Annotated in this window: 14 protein-coding genes; 8 read left to right on the top strand and 6 right to left on the bottom strand. The window is 56.8% G+C overall.

Annotated elements, in window-relative coordinates; translation table 11 throughout:
• Window positions 1-140: 140 nt before the first annotated feature.
• The 6 genes from H9S92_RS08435 to H9S92_RS08410 all read right to left on the bottom strand — a co-directional run bounded on the left by H9S92_RS08435 (window position 141) and on the right by H9S92_RS08410 (window position 7,553).
• Window positions 141-638 carry a hypothetical protein gene (locus H9S92_RS08435; RefSeq protein ID WP_187466272.1) on the bottom strand — a complete coding sequence of 166 codons (498 nt, stop codon included), beginning with the start codon at window positions 636-638 and terminating at the stop codon, window positions 141-143.
• Window positions 639-713: 75 nt separating this feature from the next.
• Window positions 714-1,214: a hypothetical protein gene (locus tag H9S92_RS08430; RefSeq protein ID WP_187466271.1), complete on the bottom strand. Its 501-nt coding sequence runs from the start codon at window positions 1,212-1,214 to the stop codon at window positions 714-716.
• A gap of 18 nt (window positions 1,215-1,232) precedes the next feature.
• Complete coding sequence (locus H9S92_RS08425; protein ID WP_187466270.1) at window positions 1,233-2,102, bottom strand: hypothetical protein; 870 nt, start codon at window positions 2,100-2,102, stop codon at window positions 1,233-1,235.
• 31 nt (window positions 2,103-2,133) lie between these two features.
• Window positions 2,134-3,060 carry a hypothetical protein gene (locus H9S92_RS08420; RefSeq protein WP_187466269.1) on the bottom strand — a complete coding sequence of 309 codons (927 nt, stop codon included), beginning with the start codon at window positions 3,058-3,060 and terminating at the stop codon, window positions 2,134-2,136.
• Between the two features lie 263 nt (window positions 3,061-3,323).
• Window positions 3,324-4,493 (bottom strand): T9SS type A sorting domain-containing protein, encoded by a 1,170-nt coding sequence (locus tag H9S92_RS08415; protein ID WP_187466268.1) that lies wholly within the window; start codon window positions 4,491-4,493, stop codon window positions 3,324-3,326.
• 258 nt (window positions 4,494-4,751) lie between these two features.
• Complete coding sequence (locus tag H9S92_RS08410; RefSeq protein WP_187466267.1) at window positions 4,752-7,553, bottom strand: ATP-binding protein; 2,802 nt, start codon at window positions 7,551-7,553, stop codon at window positions 4,752-4,754.
• A gap of 882 nt (window positions 7,554-8,435) precedes the next feature.
• On the opposite strand from H9S92_RS08410, the gene H9S92_RS08405 reads away from it, so the two are divergent.
• The 8 genes from H9S92_RS08405 to H9S92_RS08370 all read left to right on the top strand — a co-directional run bounded on the left by H9S92_RS08405 (window position 8,436) and on the right by H9S92_RS08370 (window position 19,024).
• The gene (locus tag H9S92_RS08405) at window positions 8,436-10,529 is read left to right on the top strand and encodes a hypothetical protein (protein ID WP_187466266.1); all 2,094 of its coding nucleotides are present in this window, start codon (window positions 8,436-8,438) and stop codon (window positions 10,527-10,529) included.
• Window positions 10,530-10,957: 428 nt separating this feature from the next.
• On the top strand, window positions 10,958-11,596 hold the full coding sequence (locus H9S92_RS08400; RefSeq protein WP_187466265.1) for a UpxY family transcription antiterminator: 639 nt from the start codon (window positions 10,958-10,960) through the stop codon (window positions 11,594-11,596).
• A 150-nt stretch (window positions 11,597-11,746) separates the two neighbouring features.
• On the top strand, window positions 11,747-12,787 hold the full coding sequence (locus H9S92_RS08395; RefSeq protein WP_187466264.1) for an NAD-dependent epimerase/dehydratase family protein: 1,041 nt from the start codon (window positions 11,747-11,749) through the stop codon (window positions 12,785-12,787).
• A complete protein-coding gene (locus H9S92_RS08390) occupies window positions 12,777-14,132 on the top strand; it encodes a glycosyltransferase family 4 protein (RefSeq protein WP_187466263.1) in 1,356 nt (451 codons plus the stop codon). The genes H9S92_RS08395 and H9S92_RS08390 overlap by 11 nt, the downstream gene beginning before the upstream one ends.
• Before the next feature lie 623 nt (window positions 14,133-14,755).
• A complete protein-coding gene (locus H9S92_RS08385) occupies window positions 14,756-15,214 on the top strand; it encodes a four helix bundle protein (RefSeq protein ID WP_222936026.1) in 459 nt (152 codons plus the stop codon).
• A gap of 97 nt (window positions 15,215-15,311) precedes the next feature.
• Entirely contained in the window at window positions 15,312-16,373 is a 1,062-nt protein-coding gene (gene rfbB, locus H9S92_RS08380) for a dTDP-glucose 4,6-dehydratase (protein WP_187466262.1), read from the top strand.
• Window positions 16,374-16,523: 150 nt separating this feature from the next.
• A complete protein-coding gene (gene rfbA, locus H9S92_RS08375) occupies window positions 16,524-17,384 on the top strand; it encodes a glucose-1-phosphate thymidylyltransferase RfbA (RefSeq protein ID WP_187466261.1) in 861 nt (286 codons plus the stop codon).
• Between the two features lie 704 nt (window positions 17,385-18,088).
• Window positions 18,089-19,024: a UDP-glucuronic acid decarboxylase family protein gene (locus tag H9S92_RS08370; protein ID WP_187466260.1), complete on the top strand. Its 936-nt coding sequence runs from the start codon at window positions 18,089-18,091 to the stop codon at window positions 19,022-19,024.
• Window positions 19,025-19,234: the final 210 nt, after the last annotated feature.

The raw sequence follows: 19,234 nt of genomic DNA, 5'->3' as shown, positions 1-19,234 counted from the left end.
GCAGCTAATGAGCTGCCGCACCGGATAGGCTGCCGCACTGGATTAGCTGCTGCGTTCGACAGCTTACTGCATCATTTTACTGGATAAGAAAAAAATGTTCCATCGGACCTGAGGAGGGGGGTGATGATAATGGTGGAGTTTCAAATGCTTATTCCAGCTTTATTTAAACAGCTAATAGCTATCTTCATTTTTTCCATTTCGCCTTTGCCTGGAAAGTCCTTGATGCTAGAAGATTTCCATGGAAGGTTTTTGTCGATGAAAACGGAAGAGATTTCATCTTCGGGGCGGATGCCGCCATTGACAATTCCAAGGAGAATTATTTTGGTTACCGACAAAGTCAGTTCTCGGCGCTGGGTGGGCGTCAGGCTCATTTTTCTGTCTAGAAATTGTTTCCATAAAAATATGGAATTGTGAAGATCTATTTTAGTTTGTTCGTTCAAATTCATGTCTAACATAGTTATGAAGACATCCTGTATTGCAAGCGCCTTTTGATAAGTCGGCTGGTTTTCGTAATCTATTCTTGCAAGCCAGAATAGTAACTCTTCTCCAGTGGACCATGTGGCGAGCTTTAGTAAAAAATCTTTTCGATCGTTGTAAGGGATTGCTCCGGCGGTTTGACGAGGATTGATGAAAGGCATGGTATTGTAATTTTACTGTTTTGAGAAGTGAAGCGCGATCCGCGTTCAGTATTGGTGCAATTTTGTTTATGTCAATTAAATCACAATATCAGCTGCTTTTAAAATTGGCAGGGATTGGGCCAATTTCTTGGTTTGTCCTTCGGAGGAAGACGTTTTAATGCTGCTGGATTTCCAAGGTAGCGTTACCTGAATAAAGCAGATACGTGGTATTTCCGCCTCAAGGTACAATTGCCCGTTGACTAAAGAATTTATCAAAGGGTCAAGGGCGGAATCGGCCAGGGCCCTTCGTTCACTGGGCCTAAGGCTTAGCTTTCCTTGCCTGAAGCTGTCCCATATGGTAAGGGTGAAAAGAAAGTCTTTTCTGGCGGTTTCTGTGATATTAATGTCGATAATATCAGTGAATACTTTCTTTATGGCCTGTGCTTTTTCGTAAGTAGGTTTTTGGTGGTAGTCTATTTTTGCATACCAGAATAGTGCTTCTCCCACCATTGAATGGGTGGCAAGTCCATAGAGGAAGGCTTCTCGATCGGTATATGGAACGCGGCCAATTGTCTGGCCTGGGTTTGGGAATGGCATGGTTGATGATTTGAGGAGTTATTTGCCTTTTTGCAAAATATGGTAAGCGGTGTCCTTGTTTTCCCAGGTAGGGTAGGAATCAGTGTCCTTACAGCCAAATTCCTGGTAAACGGAGGTCACAATGGGGATAAGCAGGTTTTGCTGGTATATTTTCGGGTGATGGTAATTGATATGCTCAAGCTGCTTCTTTATTGATCGCCCGTTGGTGATGCCTTCCAGGGCAAAGTGGTGGGACCACACCATGTTGAAGGTGCTGTAGCTCGGCCCACCGAGGATGGACTGGCCAACGGGCTGCGGTACTAGCTCTTCTGGATGTTCTACGATAAAATCCGTAAGGTTGGCAGCCGTGATGCCGATGTGTTTGTGGATCGAGGCGAAGTCGTTGGAAGTGAGGTTGAAAAGCGGGAACTTCTGAAAGTCCATTTTATGGGTCTTGATCCCGAAGATCTTGCTTTCCATAAATACCGTAGTTTGGTTTAGTTCCACCAACGCCGCAATCTGTTGGATGTCAGCGGTCAATTTCACCTTGGCGTCCCCGGCAGCTACTCCCAGCCGGAAACCACTCCCCATGCGCTGCACGTAGTTCATGTCTTCCGTCTGGATCAATTTAACTTTGCTGTCATAAACCATGACGTCAATGACAAAACAAACTACCTCTGCGCTGCCTTTAAATTCGAGCGGGGTAGTAAAGAGATCACCCCAGACTTTGCCCTCCACGTAATTCACCGATATCTGGGCGCAGGATAACGATGCGACGTCCTTAGCGTAAGCAGAGTGTTTCAGCAATTGATTAATGCTTTGCGCTCCGACCTCTGAGGTGTCGAAATTGGAAAAGCTGTCCACTCCTTCCTGTACTTCAGGATTCAGCGGGATGTAGGAATTGTGCATAATGCGGATATTGATTTGATTTATGTTAATGTTATCGGCCAACGCTGAGACGGTCCCAGGATGCCTGCATTAGTGCTTCGTCTTCCGGCTTGGAATCCTCATGCTCTGCGTGCCAGTACTCTTTATAGACTTCGAGCAAATGGTCACCAGAAAGCTTGGCTTTATGGTAGTGGTTGGGGGCGCTATTTGAAAGAGCCATCGCTTCCCGATAGGATTCATTTCTAGAGCCCCTCTCCATCGCATAAGACTCGGCAGTCAATACCGCTTTAAAGTCGGTATATTCCTTTCTGCCCCAGTGGAGGCGGTCGAGGTCCACGTCAACACTCATGACGGTAGGTATGAGCCTTTCCTGGACTTCTTTGTTGTTGAAATATGCGGCTAGGTCTCTTTGCGCATTTTCCAATAAAGGCAGCTCTTCCAGGCTGAATTTACTCCCGGATTTGATCAACAGCGGCTCAAAGATTTTGAGCGCCGCAGGGTCAGCACCCAGTAAGTCGACGTCGAAATGGGTTTGCGCGTAGCTTACGTGCGCACTGGCTGCGATTCCCTTGGGGCTGCTAAAGTTGACATCCCCTTTGATGTCCCAGCAGGTAAACAACACCCTGGCTCCAATACCCCAGGTGACAGATTGTACCGCACTCTTTATGTAGTCGTCATGGTACAAAGGATTTTCGACTTTATTGGTCCACACCATCTCCCAAAGATGGAAATAGAGGTGGGAGTCTGTCTTGGTTCGGACAACATTTACACTGTTCAAACCGATGTCTGTTAATAGTTCGGCCTTAACACTTCCTGTACGCGCGTCCAAATTGATGTACCCCCTCCCTTGATACACTTTATCGATTTTCGAGGAGTTGGGTATCCATTTGTTGTAGAGGGAGAAAATGACGGGATGGATTGAGTCCGCAGGCTGAACTACGAAGGGTAGTGTCTCGAGGTTTTTGAGAATTCTTTGCATAATGATTGATTTAGTGGTGAAGAATTGAATAAGCTACCGCACAGGGGATGTTGCTGCACCGGGTAGGAAAAGTGTTGTTCAATAGTGTTACGGGTGCCTTCTATTGCAGCAGCTGATTCCTGCGCTTTTTTTTGCGCGGCCGCAGGTGCAATGGGAAGTCAAAGGCCGGGTTAAGAGCAAGCCCCGTCCATACCCTGCTCCTTCTACCTTTCCCTGCACCTGCGTCCGCGCCCAGCGTGAAATACTGCGCAGCAAAAAATGATTTACTGCATGACCTGCAACCTTCCCGCCCAGATGCGTTGGCCGGCGGTATTGCGCAGGTGGTACACGTAGAGGCCGGTGGGTAAGTTGGCGGGTAAGTCCAGCGTGAGGGATTGGCTGCCTGCTGCGCGGAAGTCCTGCTGGAATACGCGCCGCCCCTGCATGTCGACCACTTCCACCCGTCCGCTGCCGATGGGCTGGCCAGCTTCGATCGTCAGCGGGGTGCCGGCGGCGATGGGGTTGGGGTAGTGGCGCACCGACGGCAGGAAATGCTCCCGTACACTCACGAGGGGCTCCGCAAGCCGGGGTCGGTAAGTGATGAAACGGTTATTCTCAAAAATATCGGCCACCGGGGCACCCGCCCCCGGCCGGTAGAACACGAAGCGTACCCCAACGCTCACCTGGGCCTGGCTGATGCCGAAGGCGGCGAGCAGGGGGGCTGGCGCGGGGGCACCGCCCAGGAAAAAACTGTCGATGGCCGTTGTCGTTATCCGCACCAGCAAAACCTCGGTCGAAAGCTGCGGCTCATCCGTGCCCCGGGGCAGCCGGATCTCCCCGGAGCCCACGACCTCCCGCTTTTCCGTGAAGGATCTGCGGTTGAGGCCCGGCGTCTGGTTCAGACCAAAGGCCGCTACCGTCAGTTCATAAGGCGTCTGTTCCAGGTGCGTCTGCTCCCATTCGTCGCCAAAAGCCATTGGGAACTGGATCGTGTTGATCCGGCCGGGATACTCCTGGACCAAGCCGGGGAAGGCCAGGGTATCCGTCGGGCTGCCCGTAATTTGGGCAATGGGGTACTTGACGCTGGTCGTCACCCGCCCCACGTCGTACCAACCCTCGTCATCCAAGCCAGTATACAGCGTGGTGGGAATGGGGAAAGCCTGGAAGAACAGGTTGATGTCTTCTTTTTGGAAGGCGTTGGGCAGCAAAGTGTCTGCTGCAGCAGACTGGTACACCCGGACGCGCGTCTCCATGGGCTGCAGCGCGGAAAAATCCCACACCTGCCCATCGCCTTCGGCCAGGTCGAAGCTTGCATCGGCCAAGCTGGAAAGGACGATGGTGTCCTGAAGATCCGCCGGCCGCGGGAAGTCGGCCCGGTTGATGGTGATTTGGGCGCTGGCCTGGAAGGCGCCAAGCAGGCCACTGAGCAATACAAGTAAAGTACGGAGTTGCATAATAAGAGGTTGTGGTGGTCTTCCTGGTGGATGAACCCCGCCGCAACAGGCCGGTGGGGGGAGCGAAAAGACCGGATATGGGTGAAAAGATGAAGCGTACCAGGGTCACCCAGGGAGCAGCGAAAAAGGCCGTTTCCCCGTGGATTACCGATGGCTCAAAGGTGGGGGGATGGCCCGCCCGACCCATATCAAAAGCGGCGCAAACCGCATCAAAATCCGCGCAAAAGCACGGTTTTGCTGGAGATTTGGGGCAAAACGCTAGTGGGACTCCAGAAAAGTGCCCGGCGTTTGCCCGTATTTGTCCTTAAAGCATTTGACGAAATACGCGGTGCTGCTGAAGCCCGTTTGGAAGGCGATTTCGCCCACCGTGCCGGCCCGTTGCCGCAGCAAATCGGCGGCCCGCTGCAGCCGCACGGATTGGATGAACTGGTTGGAGGATTGGTTGATGAGCGCCCGCAGTTTCCGGTTGAGGTTGGAGCGGCTCATGTTCAAGGCCTGCGCCAGGTCTTCGACGCTGAAATTTTCCTCGGCCAGGTGGGCTTCCACCACGTGGAGGGCGCTTTGCAGGAAGCTTTGATCGATGGAGTTGGCCGTGATTTCTTCGGGTTTCAGCTCGATGGCCGTCGCAAAACGCTTGCGGAGTTGCTCCCGGGTTTGGATCAGGTTATCGACCCGGATGGCCAGCTCGCGGGCGTCGAAGGGCTTGGTCAGGTAGGCATCGGCCCCGGTTTCCAGGCCCTCCAGTTTTTCCTCCCGGGCGGCTTTGGCCGTCAGCAAGATGATGGGGATGTGGCTGGTGCGGACGTCCGTTTTCAGGGTCTGGCAAAGCTCGTAGCCGTTTTTATCGGGCATCATCACGTCGCTGATGATCAGGTCGGGCGTGTGCAGGATGGCCATTTCGATGCCTTCCTGGCCGTTGACGGCCTCCAGAACGAGGAATTTCGGCACCAGCCTTTGGCGGATGAAGGCCCGCACGTCGGCATTGTCCTCCACCAGCAGCAGGGTGTTTTGGTCGGGCTGGGGCGTGGATGCGGGCGCGGCCGCAGGTGCTCCCCCCCGACCCCCCGAAAGGGGGAGTTGGGATGCCCCCCGCCCCCCAAGGGGGAGGAGCGGGGGAAGGACGCGGGGAGCGATGGCCTCCGTCAAGACGATTTGCTCGGCCGCTAAATGCTTGCTGCCCAGCGGGAAAGTCAGGGTGACGGTGGTGCCAACGTCTACTTTGCTCTGTAGGCTGACGCTTCCCCGGTGGAGTTGGACGAGCTCTTTGACCAGCGCCAGGCCAATGCCGTAGCCTTCGAAATTACCCCGCTCGGCCGCCTCTTCCCGGAAGAAACGGTCAAAGACGTGTTGCAGGCGGTGTTCCGGGATGCCAATGCCGCTGTCCTGGATGTCTAGCTTGATGCCCTCCTTCTGGCTTCGCAAGGTAACGGTCACCTGCCCACCCTCTGGCGTGAACTTGAAAGCGTTGGACAGCAGGTTGTAGATGATCTGCTCCATCTTTTCCCGGTCGAAGTACAGCAGCAGCGAGTCTTCCGGGCAGTGTAGTTGGAGGGCAATGTTTTTCTGCTCGGCCAGCGAGGTGTAGGCGTAAACCGCGCCCTTCAGGAAAGGAATGAAATCCTGTTCGGTGGCCCGCAGGGGCAAATGACCACTTTCGGCCTTGGAGAGGTCGAGGAGTTGATTGACCAAAGAAAGTTGCCGCTCCGCGTTCCGGTGGGCCAGTTGCAGGAGCTTGCGCTGCTGGGGGTCGGTACTTTCGCTCAGCAACTGCTCCAGGGGGCCGAGCATCAGGGTGAGCGGGGTGCGGAACTCGTGGGTGATGTTGGCGAAGATGCGGGATTTTACATCGTTGAGCTCCTCCGCTTCGCTTTTGGCCCGCCGGATGGCATTCACCCGGTCGAAGAGGCCGTAGAAGAGGATGCCGGAAAAGAGCAGTACCCCGATTTTAAAGGCTTGGGAGGTCAGGGTGGTATCGAAAATCCCGAACCCGCTCAACAGCAGCGCCAGGCCTCCCAGGCAAAGGAAAGAAATAGAGATCAGCAGAATCTTGCCAGCCGCGCTGCCCCGCCAGGCCAGGTAGCCAATCAGCGCAATACTCACCAGGCTCCAGCCGATGATGCCCAGGCTGATCACAGGGGTGGGTATCCAAAAGCCAAAAACAGTGTTGGCCAAAATAACCAGCAGCAGTAATCCCGAAGCGCCCAGGTAAGGCCGGTGGAAAGCCGGTTGTTGCTCCCGCAGGTCTAAAAAATCTTTAATGAAGAGAAACAAGGACCCCACCAGCCCCAGCACCAGCAAGTGCCGTACGTAGCTGCCGATCTCCTGGGTAAAGTTGAATAAGGCACCGAGCTCATTGTAAAAGTCCAAAAAATAACCCGCCAGAGCCAGCATCAAAGTGCCGAAGTAAATAAAAATCTTTTCCCGGAAAACGGTGTACATGAAAAAACTGACCAGGCCACATAAGCACAAGATGCCCGCATAAAAGAACTCTTGCCTTTTGTTATCGTCCATCCAGTCGCGATAGGTTTTGCCAGGAAAGATGGTTAGGAGGTGGAGCGAACTCCTCAAATATGGCGTTGACCGCACGTACTTAGCCCGGAAGTAGTAGTCGCGCGTCTGCCCCGGAGCCAAACTGAAGGGAAAATCCGCGCCGACGTTGGGGAAATACTTGTTGTGGGGGTGCACCGCACCGCCCGCCAAGCCCTCCGCCACGACCTGCTTCCCGTCTACCGTGTACATCCAAACGGAATCGGAGTAGATATAATTCGCAAAGACGTCGTGGCGGGTCTTCGTGCCCGTATTCGTTACGCGGATCCGGTTCCAGGAGACGAAGGGTAGGGGAGGCAAGGCCCGATCCCCCAGGCGGTAAAACTGGAGGCTGCTGTCCCGCAGAATGTCTTCAATGGTCAATGCGCCGCTGGGGTCCAGCAGGATACCGCACTTTCTGCTGAGCTTCATGAAGTCGTGGGCATCGTCTCCGTAGGCGTGCACCGGTATAGTGTCCGATGCCCGGGTGGGCAGAAGGAATAAGACCAAGAAGATCGTTACGCAGGCTTTCATTTACCGCTGTTGTACTTGAAAATGACCGTGCCTCTCCGGGTGAAAGGATAAGAACCGGTGACAAAGTATAACAATAGTGGCATAGGCGGTGGGTAAATGCCTGCGGAGGCGGAGACTGTTCATGATAGTTCGAGACTATTCCGGACTAGCCCCCACTCTCTTCTTAGCCCCTCTTCATGCCCTAAGTGGTTCAAAATGGTGGAGCCGTTATACGGCGACCGTGAGGTGGAGACGTTTCACGTCGACTGTAATCCTCCCCCGCACTACTTAACTCGTGATTGAACCCAGTAAACCCCTCGACGTAAAACGTCTCGACCTCAGTTGCTGCCCAAAGCTTAGTGTTCTTAGTGCCCTTAGTGGTAGGCTGTCTAATTAGCCAGGCCGCAGCCGTACTCACTTTAGCCAACCGGGGAGGCTCAAGCGCTTAATAGGTCGAGACCCTCTGGGCCGTAGGAGAATACGCCAATTTACTTAGCTGGATCGACCCACAGAGGGTCTCAACCTAGGGGGGCACCGTGATTAGCTGGATCGACCCAGAGGGTCTCAACCTAGGCGGTCCAGGCCCCTAAAGCGCGTACGGGTTAAACCCATTAGATTAGACAGCCTACCCTAAGTGGTTCAAAAATGGTGGAGCCGTTATACGGCGACTTCTAACCTTTTCCACGGTACTTCCTTCGGGTTTTGGCCCCGCGGCGTAAAACGTGGGTCAAAAAATGCTCCAACCCCACTTCGCCGGACAACGGCTCAACCAAGCCCCCTCCTTTCCCCTTTCCTCCCTACCTTGCACCAGTTTTGGATGTGTACTGATTTAGCTTTTCGTGCGTTCAAGATGCTCTACTCTGATTTTCCGTCTTCTTTTCCGGCGGGACTACCCCTTCCCAGATGCAAAACCTCACGTTTGAGTACCCCAGTTGGTTTTTGATCCTCTGCGCCCTGGCTGGCCTGGGCATTGCCCTTTTGCTGTACTACCGGGAGCGGAACTTCCGGGAGCAGCACCGCGCCTTGGTGCCGCTGCTGGGCCTGCTGCGCTGGGTGGGGTACAGCTTACTGGCGGCCTTGCTGCTGGCCCCGTTGCTGCGTTACCTGGACATTGACCAGCAGGACCCCGTCATCGTCTTGGCCCAGGACGTGAGCGAATCGGTGGGCCTCGGCCTGGATACCACGGCCTACGCTGCCCGCTGGGCCGCGCTGCGCGAGGAGCTGGCTGAGCGCTACCAGGTGGTGGACTATACCTTCGGCGCGGACGTCCGTCCCCAGGGTGCCCTCACCTTTACCGATAAGCGCACTAACCTGGATGCTGTCCTGACCGAAATCAGCGACGTCTACGGCACCCAAAACCTGGGAGCCATCGTATTGGCCACCGACGGCATCTACAACGAGGGCACCAACCCCGCCTACCGCAACCTCCAGCTCAAAGCACCGATCTATACCGTCGGCCTGGGTGACACCACCCAGCGCCGCGATCTCCTCATCCGCCGGGTCTTCCACAACAAAATTGCTTACCTGGACGACCGCTTTTCCGTCCAGATCGACGTCGCGGCCCGCAACGCCGCCGGGGCCAGTACCCGCCTGACCGTCAGCCGCGTCGGCGATGCAGGCGAAGTGACCCTGCACACCGAGGCGATTGCCATCGACCGCAACGACTTTTTTACCACCCGCGAGGTGATTCTCGATGCCGACCGCCCCGGCGTCCAACGCTACCGCATCAGCCTGAGTGGTATTGGCGACGAAGTGAGCACAGCCAACAACCGCCGCGATTTCTTCGTGGACGTCCTCGACGCCCGTCAGAAAATCCTGCTGCTGGCCGCCGCGCCGCACCCCGACCTGACGGCCCTGCGGCAGTCTTTGGCCACCGGACAGAACAACGAAGTCTCCATTGGCTACGCCGGCAAATTCTCCGGCCGGCTGGCGGATTTTGACCTCGTCGTCCTCCACCAACTTCCCGCCGCCGAGCGGCCCGCGACGGCGGAACTGGCGGAATTGCAGCGCGCCAAAATTCCCACCCTCTTCATCCTGGGCGACGCCGCACCCGCCCGCGCCGTAGCCGGTGCCCAGGATCTGCTCAGCTTCCGGGGCACCCCGGGCGCGAGGGGCAACGACGTCAGCGCCCGCCTTAGCCCGGGCTTCAACCTGTTTACTACCAGCGACGAACTCCGGCAGGCCCTGCCCCGCTTCCCGCCCCTGACGGCCCCCTTCGGCGAGTTCAGCGCCGGACCCGGCAGCACGGTGGTCTTACGACAGCGCATCGGCCGGGTGGATACCGAGTACCCCCTGCTGGTGATCGGGGAGAGCAAGGGCGTCCGGACGGGCGTCCTGGCGGGCACCGGCCTCTGGCAGTGGCGCCTGTTCGACTTCCTGGAAAACGGCAACCACGCCCACTTCGACGAACTCATCAGCCAACTCAGCCAGTACCTCACGGTGCAGGACGATAAGCGGCGCTTCCGCGTCAGCCTGCCGGAAAACATCTTCGACGAAAACGAGCCGGTCGTTCTCGACGCCGAACTCTACAACAGCAACTACGAACTCATCAACGAGCCCGAAGCGACGGTGACGATCACCAACCAGGAAGGCCGGGAGTTTCTCTTCGTCTTTACCCGGACCGCCGACGCCTACAAGCTCAACGCAGGTACGCTGCCGGTGGGCAATTACCGCTTCCGCGCCCGCACCGCCATTGGCAATGAGGAACTGACGTACGAGGGACGCTTCAGCGTACAGGCCGTAGAAGTGGAGCGTTACGCGCTGGAGGCCGACCACGGTCTGCTGCGCCAACTCTCCGGCCGCTACGGGGGTGAACTCCTCTTTCCCGCCGACCTGGAAGGCCTGGCAGCGCGCCTGGAAGCCGCCGGCACGGTGAAACCCGTACAGTTTTCCACGGTCAATACCCGCTCGGTGATCCATCTTAAGTGGTTGTTTTTCCTGTTGCTGGGCTTGCTCTCGGTGGAGTGGTTTTTGCGGCGGTACTTCGGGGGGTACTAGGTTGTTTTGCGCTTCGCTCTTTTTTTTGAACCACTAAGGACATTGAGTACACTAAGGTCACTAAGGTTTTCTGCGCTTCGCTCTTCTTGAACCACTAAGGACACAAAGAGGGACTAAGTGATCAAGCCCGAAGAACAGGACGAAAAAGCAATCCTTCACCAGAATCCAAACCTGGTCCCTAGATAAACGCACCTTTTAGCCCCCTCACTTTCGGGGAGGGGGTTGGGGGAGGGGATTTTTTGAACCACTAAGGACACTGAGTGCACTAAGGGGCACTTAGTTTTCTTTCCCTGCCTTGGCAGTTTCCATCCTTTCCACCTTAGTGACCCTTAGTGACCTTACATTCTTAGTGGTTCAAAAAGCTGCGAAGCAGCCCCTTTCCTCCTTTCCTTTCTATCTTTGCCCACTGTTAACCCCTGTTGTCCCTTATGGCGATCCGGATTTCTTGTCTTAACCACCGCATTCAGCACACCACGGCAGCCTTGGCGGACGATATGCACACGGCGGAAAAGCGGTGGTTTGCGGTGCGCACGTCGAGTAAGCACGAGAAAAGGGCCGCGCGGGAACTGGAGACGCTGGGCGTGGAATGCTACCTGCCCCTGCGGGAGAAAGTGTACACCTACGCTTCGAAGAAAGTCTTACGGGAGTTGCCGCTCCTGCCCGGTTACGTTTTCGTCCACATCTGCGGGCAGGAGGAAGAGCGGGTGCGGCGTGCGCATTTTGTCTCCCGCTTCGTCACCCTGGGCGGCGAACGGCGGCGCGTTAAGGATGCTGAGTTGACGCTGCTGCGCCGCCTGAGTACCGACCGCAATCTCGACTGGGAAACCGTAGAAGAAGTTTTCGATTTCACCGCCGGCACCCCGGTGGAGATCATCACCGGCCCCCTGGCCGGAGTGCGTGGGTATTACCTGCGCAAAAAGAATAAAAAAACCTTCCTGATTACCCTCGGAAGCCTCCACGCCTGCCTGGCGACCTGTGAGGTGGACCCCCGCTGTTTGGTGGCCCTCGATGGGCGTGCCATCGAAGCGGGCCACGAAGGCAGCAGCGAAGGCATCAATACGTACTGACCGCATTTGCACGAAGGTACCAAGCAGGGAATTACGGGCCGCCACGGGCGGTTGGGAGATGCGCCCCCGACGCATGGACGCCGAAGGCCTGTCCGCCAGGGTCGTATTCAACAAACCGGCTGGCTACGGCGGGCGGGATAAGCAGCACAGATGATACTAGTAAGCGGAGCGGCGGGATTCATCGGTTTTCACCTCACCACGGCCCTGGTAGCGGCCGGGGAGACGGTAGTGGGCATCGATAACCTCAACGACTATTACCCCCCGGAACTGAAGTGGGCCCGCCTGGCGGCAGCCGGTATTGACCAACGGACCGTCGAGGAAAGCGGCACTGCCCGCAGCAGCCGCTTCCCCAACTATCACTTCTTCCGTCTCGGGCTCGAAGACGGCCCGGGCGTGGCCCGGCTCTTTGAGCAATTTTCCTTCACGGCCGTCTGCAACCTGGCCGCCCAGGCGGGCGTGCGTTACAGCCTGACCAACCCCCAGGCCTACGTCGATAGCAACGTTACCGGCTTCGTCAACGTCCTCGAACAGTGCCGGCAGCACCGCGTCGGCCACCTCGTCTACGCCAGCAGCAGCAGCGTTTACGGCCTCAACGCCAAGGTGCCCTTTGCGGAAACCGACGACGTCAGCCAGCCCGCCAGCCTCTACGCGGCCACCAAGCGGAGCAACGAACTGCTCGCCCACGTCTACAGCCACCTCTACGGCCTCCCCACCACGGGCCTGCGCTTCTTCACCGTCTACGGCCCCTGGGGACGACCAGATATGGCCTACAGCCTCTTCAGCGACGCCATCCTGGCCGGCCGGCCCATCCAGGTCTTCAACCAGGGGGCCATGTCGCGCGACTTCACTTACGTGGACGACATCGTCGGCGGGCTCGTGCGGGTGCTCCTCCAGCCGCGGCCGGAAAGCAGCGGCGTGCCCAGCCGCATCTACAACATCGGCAAGGGGCAGCCCGTCAACCTCCTCCGGTTCATCGAATTGCTCGAAGAACAACTGGGGGTAAAGGCCGAAAAAATCTTCACCGGTATGCAGCCAGGCGACGTAGAAAAAACCTTCGCCGATACCTCCGCCCTGGAACGCGATTACGCCTACCGCGCCACCACGGGCCTGGAAACGGGCATCGCGGCCTTCGTAGACTGGTACCGCAACTATTACCAACCCCATCAGGGCGCTGACGCAGGTGCAAAGTAAAGAACAACAAGAGCAAAGGACGAACGGACCCACCTCCAGGAAGGTCCTCGTCATCACCTACTACTGGCCCCCGAGCGGCGGGGCGGGCGTGCAGCGTATGCTCAAGACGGTGAAATACCTGCGCGACTTCGGCTGGGAGCCCATCGTCTTCACCGCCCAGGATGCCGCCTACCCGGTACTCGACGCCAGCCTCCTCCACGACGTCCCCGCCGGCCAGAAAGTACTCTACGGCCCCATCTGGGAGCCCTACGAGCTCTACAAGCGCTTCACCGGCCAAAACAAAAAAGAACGGGTGTACTCCGGTTTTATGGACGCCGGTGCCAGGCCTTCGCTCGCCCAACGCCTCTCCGTCTGGCTGCGCGGCAACCTCTTCATCCCCGACGCGCGCGCGCTGTGGATCCGCCCATCCGTTCGCCTGCTTAACCGCTGGCTGCGCGATAACCCCGTCGATGCCATCCTATCCTCGGGGCCGCCGCACAGCGTGCACCTCATCGCCAGAAACCTCAAGCGCCGGCACGGCATCCCCTGGCTGGCCGACTTCCGGGACCCCTGGACGAATATCGATTTCTACGACCAACTCATGCTCACTGGCTGGGCCGACCGGCGCCACAAACGACTCGAGCAGAGCGTTCTCCGCGAAGCCGATGCGGTAGATACCGTCAGCTGGAGCTGGGCCGAAGACTTCCAGCGCCTGGGCCGCCCGGACGTAGCCGTCATCACCAACGGTTTCGATACGGCCGACTTTCCGCCGACCGACGCCGTGGCCCCCGACGCCGCCTTCGCCATCTGCCACGTGGGCTCCCTCAACAAAGACCGCAACAGCCCGGCACTCTGGGAAAGCCTGGCCGAACTGGCGCGGGAGGACGACAATTTCCGCCGCGACCTCCGCCTCCGCTTCATCGGCAAGACAGAAGCAGCCACCTTTGCCCAGCTCGACACTCTGGGGCTGGGCGATAACGTGGAGCGGGTGGAGTACGTCCCCCACGCCGAAGTCGTCGCCGCCCTCGGCAAAGCCCGCGTGCTCTTGCTCCTGACCAACGATACGCCCAACGTCATGGGCGTAGTACCCGGCAAGCTCTTCGAATACCTGGCGGCGGGGCGGCCCATCCTGGCCATCGGCGCGCCGGACGGCGATAGCGCACGCATCCTCCGCGAAACCGGCGCAGGCACGCTGTGTGGATTCCAGGACCGTGCGGCCATGAAAGAAGCCCTGCGTACCTTGTACCGGGCCTACCAGTCTGGGGAACCCCTCCAGGCCGGAGACCCCACGGCCATCCAGGGTTTTACCCGGCGGGGTGGGGCGGGGAAGATTGCTGGGTTGCTGGGGAGGATTGCTAATGAGTGAATGAGCGAATGCGTGAATGAGTGAATGGCTACCGCAAGGGACAGGCTACCGCACGGGGGCTAATGAGTGAATGAGCGAATGCGTGAATGCGTGAATGGCTACCGCAAGCGACATGCTACCGCAAGCGACATGCTACCGCACGGGGGCTAATGAGTGAATGAGCGAATGCGTGAATGCGTGACCGCCGTAGGCAGCAGCTTAGCTAATGGCTACCGCAAGCGACATGCTACCGCACGGGGGCTAATGAGTGAATGAGCGAATGCGTGAATGCGTGAATGGCTACCGCAAGCGACATGCTACCGCACGGGGGCTAATGAGCGACCGCCGTAGGCAGCAGCGTAGCTAATGCGTGAATGCGTGAATGAGTGACCGCCGTAGGCAGCAGCTTAGCTAATGGCTACCGCAAGTGACACGCTACCGCACGGAGCTAATGAGCTAATGAGTGAATGCGTGACCGCCGTAGGCAGCAGCGCAGCTAATGGCTACCACACTGGATATGCACCGTACGAGACAGCAGCGCATTTAATGTTTGCTGGAAGTAGAAACGTTAGCTAATGAGGCAATGGGTAAATTCGTGACTGCTGCTAGATATCAGTGCGTGCTCATTAAAAAAAACCAACACCATGCAAAAAAAAGAAAATGAAGCCTTTGAGTACTTCTTACCTATGGAGCTTACCGCCTGGGTGGAGGATCCGAAAAGTGCGTACAACAATTCAGAGGAGAAGTCAGAGTTTGTACAAAATCTCCGCCAGCGATTTAAGGTGGCTTCCCTTAATGTGATAAACTATTTTGAAAAGCAGCCCAATTCACCCGCCCTTGGAGTGATAAGGTACCAGTTACTAAAGTCAGCCACCTCTGCTGCTGCCAACTACCGAGCAGCTTGCCGGGCCCGCTCGAAAAAGGAATTTTTCGCCAAAATCTGTATCGTCGTCGAAGAAACCGACGAAACACTCTTCTGGCTAGAACTCCTGCGTGACTCAGACGTACCCACTGACAACGCAGCCATCACCACTTTGGGTAAAGAATGGCAGGAACTACTGTTAATAGTAGCTAAGGCAAAAGCCAACACAAATTTTGAGTGACCGCCGTAGGCTGCAACGCTAGCTAATGGCCTGCGCTACTCCTAACAGCGGTAGCCCATTCACTCATTCACTCATTCACGCATCCACTCATTATCCCATGAGCGCACTAGAACGCACCATCATCGTCACCGGCGGAGCCGGCTTCATCGGCAGCCACGTGGTACGGCGGCTGGTCAACAACTACCCGCACTACCATATTGTCAACGTTGATGCGTTGACTTACGCAGGTAATTTGGCCAACGTTGCCGACGTGGCCGACGCGCCGAACTACAGTTTCGTGCGGGCCGACATCACCGATCTGGAAGGCATCCGGGCCGTTTTTGCGGTGCACCAGGTAGACGCCGTCATTCACCTCGCGGCGGAGAGTCACGTGGACCGCAGTATTGATGACCCACTGATTTTCGTCAAAACCAATCTCCTGGGCACGGCGACCATGCTGCAGGTAGCCAAGGAAAGCTGGGGCCCTCACCCCCAGGGCAAGCTGTTTTACCACGTCAGTACCGACGAGGTATTCGGCAGCCTCGGTGAGCTGGGCTTCTTTACCGAAAGCACCGCCTACGACCCGCGCAGCCCCTACTCCGCCTCCAAGGCGGGCAGCGACCACCTGGTGCGGGCCTGGGGGCATACCTTCGGGCTTCCCGTGGTAATCTCCAATTGCTCGAATAATTACGGCCCCAACCAGTTCCCCGAAAAACTCCTGCCCCTGTTCATCAACAACATCAAGCACCTCAAACCGCTGCCCGTGTACGGCAAAGGCGTGAACGTGCGCGACTGGCTCTACGTGGAAGACCACGCCCGGGCCATTGACGACGTGCTGCACAAAGGCAAGCCCGGCGAGACCTACAACATCGGTGGCCACAACGAATACCGGAACATCGACCTCATCCGCCTCCTCTGCAAGCTGATGGACGCTAAACTGGGACGGCCCGAGGGGACTTCCGAAAACCTGATCACCTACGTCACCGACCGCGCCGGCCACGACCTCCGCTACGCCATCGACGCCAGCAAAATCCGCAACGAACTGGGCTGGGAACCGAGCCTTCACTTCGAGGAAGGGCTCGCCCGGACCATCGACTGGTACCTGGAAAACGAAGCCTGGCTCGAAGGCGTTACCAGCGGCGATTACCAGGCGTATTATGACAAAATGTATGGGAAGTAAGGAATAAAGGGGCGCTGCCGCAGGTGCTGGGAACGGGATAGTTCAAAGTTCACTAGTGCATAGTTCACTAGACACACTTAGCTGAACAGTCTCCCCTGCGGCCAACTCACCAACCCACCAACTCACTAACCCACCAACTCACGAAAAGATATGAAAGGAATCATACTGGCCGGCGGATCTGGGACGCGGCTTTACCCCATCACCAAGGGCGTATGCAAGCAGTTGATGCCGGTGTACGATAAACCGATGATTTATTATCCGCTTTCGATCCTGCTGCTGGCGGGTATTCGGGAAGTGCTCATCATTACTACCCCGGAAGACAATGCGGCCTTCCGCAACCTGCTGGGTGACGGCAGCGACTTAGGCTGCCGTTTTGAATACGCCATCCAGCAAGTGCCCAACGGATTGGCCCAGGCCTTCGTGATTGGCGAAGAATTTGTGGCGGGAGAAAAGGCGGCGCTCATCCTGGGCGACAACATCTTCCACGGAGCGGGCCTGAGCCAGCTCCTCCAACAGAGTGCCCGCCTGGAACGCGGCGCCCGGGTGTTTGCCTACCCCGTTCACGACCCCGAACGCTACGGCGTGGTGGAGTTCGACCAAGACCAAAAAGCGATCTCCATCGAAGAAAAACCCACCCAGCCCAAGAGCCGCTACGCCGTGCCCGGCCTTTACTTCTACGACGAACGCGTGACGGAAATCGCCAAAAGTATCGCTCCCAGCCCCCGCGGTGAATACGAGATCACCGACGTCAACCGCCGCTACCTCGAAATGGGGGAGCTCGAAGTAGGCGTTATGCAACGCGGCACCGCCTGGCTGGATACCGGCACCTTCGAGAGTTTGCACGATGCGGCCGAATTCGTCAGGGTCATTGAAAAACGGCAGGACTTTAAAATCGGCTGTATCGAAGAAGTGGCCTGGCGCATGGGCTACATCGATAAGGAACAACTCCGGACCATTGCCGCGCCGCTGCAAAAGAGTGGGTACGGGGAGTATTTGTTGCGGCTTTTGTGAGGCCTGGTTGAGCCGTTGTACGGCGAAGGATTTTTGGAGCTTCGCTCTTTTTTTTCACCACTTTAGGTGTAGAGCTTCGCTCTTTTTTTTCACCACTAAGTTCACTAAGGGCACTAAGAACACTAAGTTTTGGGGCTGGGCGTGAGGTCGAGACGTTTTACGTCGAGGGGTTTACTGGGTTCAATCACGAGTTAGGTGGCGCAGGGGAGGATTACAGTCGACGTGAAACGTCTCCACCTCAGCGCTCCAGGTAATTCCATGCCTTACTCCATGGTACTCCATGGGCTAAAAGACTAGGTCGACGTGAAACGTCTCCACCTCAGCGCTCCAGGTAACTCCATGCCTTACTCCATGGTACTCCATGGGCTAAAAGACTATGTCGACGTGGAACGTCTCCACCTCAGCGCCCCAATGAACTCCATGCCTTACTCCATGGCACTCCATGGGCTAAAAGACTAGGTCGACGTGAAACGTCTCCACCTCAGCGCTCCAGGTAACTCCATGCCTTACTCCATGGTACTCCATGGGCTAAAAGACTAGGTCGACGTGAAACGTCTCCACCTCAGCGCTCCAAGTAACTCCATGCCTTACTCCATGGTACTCCATGGGCTAAAAGACTAGGTCGACGTGAAACGTCTCCACCTCAGCGCTCCAGGTAACTCCATGCCTTACTCCATGGTACTCCATGGGCTAATAACTACATTATGAAAGTACTCATCACTGGCGCGGCCGGGTTTTTAGGATCTCACTTATCCGACCGCTTTCTGGCGGAAGGGTACGAGGTGATTGGGATGGACAACCTCATCACGGGGTCGATGGACAACATTGCGCACCTGATGCCCCGCAAGGATTTTACTTTTTATCACCACGACGTCAGCAAGTTCGTCCACGTGCCGGGGGAGCTGGACTACATCCTGCACTTTGCCTCTCCGGCCAGCCCGATCGACTACCTGAAGATGCCCATCCAGACCCTTAAAGTGGGGAGCCTCGGGACGCACAACCTGCTGGGCCTGGCGCGGGCCAAACGGGCGAGGATGCTGATTGCCTCCACCAGCGAGGTGTACGGCGACCCCCTGGTTCATCCCCAGCGGGAAGACTACTGGGGCAACGTTAATCCCGTCGGTCCCCGGGGGGTCTACGACGAAGCGAAGCGTTTTCAGGAAGCCATGACGATGGCCTACCACACCTACCACGGGCTGGAAACCCGGATCGTGCGGATTTTCAATACCTACGGTCCGCGGATGCGCATCAACGACGGCCGGGTGTTGCCCGCCTTCATCAGCCAGGCCATCCGCGGCGAGGGTCTCACGGTGTTTGGTGACGGGAGCCAGACGCGCTCCTTCTGCTACGTCGATGACCTCGTGGAAGGCATCTACCGCCTGCTGCTGAGCGACTACGCCCAGCCGGTCAACATCGGCAACAGCGAAGAAATTACCATCCTGGAGTTCGCCAACGAGATCCTGTCTCTCGTTGGTAACCCCAAAGCCCACCTCGACCGCCGCCCCCTGCCGGTAGACGACCCCAAGAAGCGGCGGCCCGATACCACCCTGGCCGAAGAACTCCTGGGGTGGAAACCTAAAGTCAGTCGCGCCGAAGGATTGGCCAAAACCCTGCCTTACTTTCGGGAGAAGGTGGGGTGATTTTTTCCGCTGCGCGGTTTCTTTTCACCACTAAGGCATTAAGGGCACTGAGTTACACTAAGAGCATGTCTAAATTTTTACTTCCTGATAACCAAGTACTTATGAACCTGGCGTCACAAAAAATGGCTTACGTAGTCCACTATGGGCGCAATTTTTTGTCTAGCCAGAACCATAAGTCATTGATTATCAGTTCTTAAAAATTTTAGACAA

It is taken from the genome of Neolewinella lacunae (genome assembly GCF_014349155.1).
Taxonomy (GTDB): Bacteria; Bacteroidota; Bacteroidia; order Chitinophagales; family Saprospiraceae; genus Neolewinella; species Neolewinella lacunae.
The sequence above is the reverse complement of the archived record's forward strand: the minus strand, read 5'-3'. Positions and strand labels throughout refer to the sequence as shown.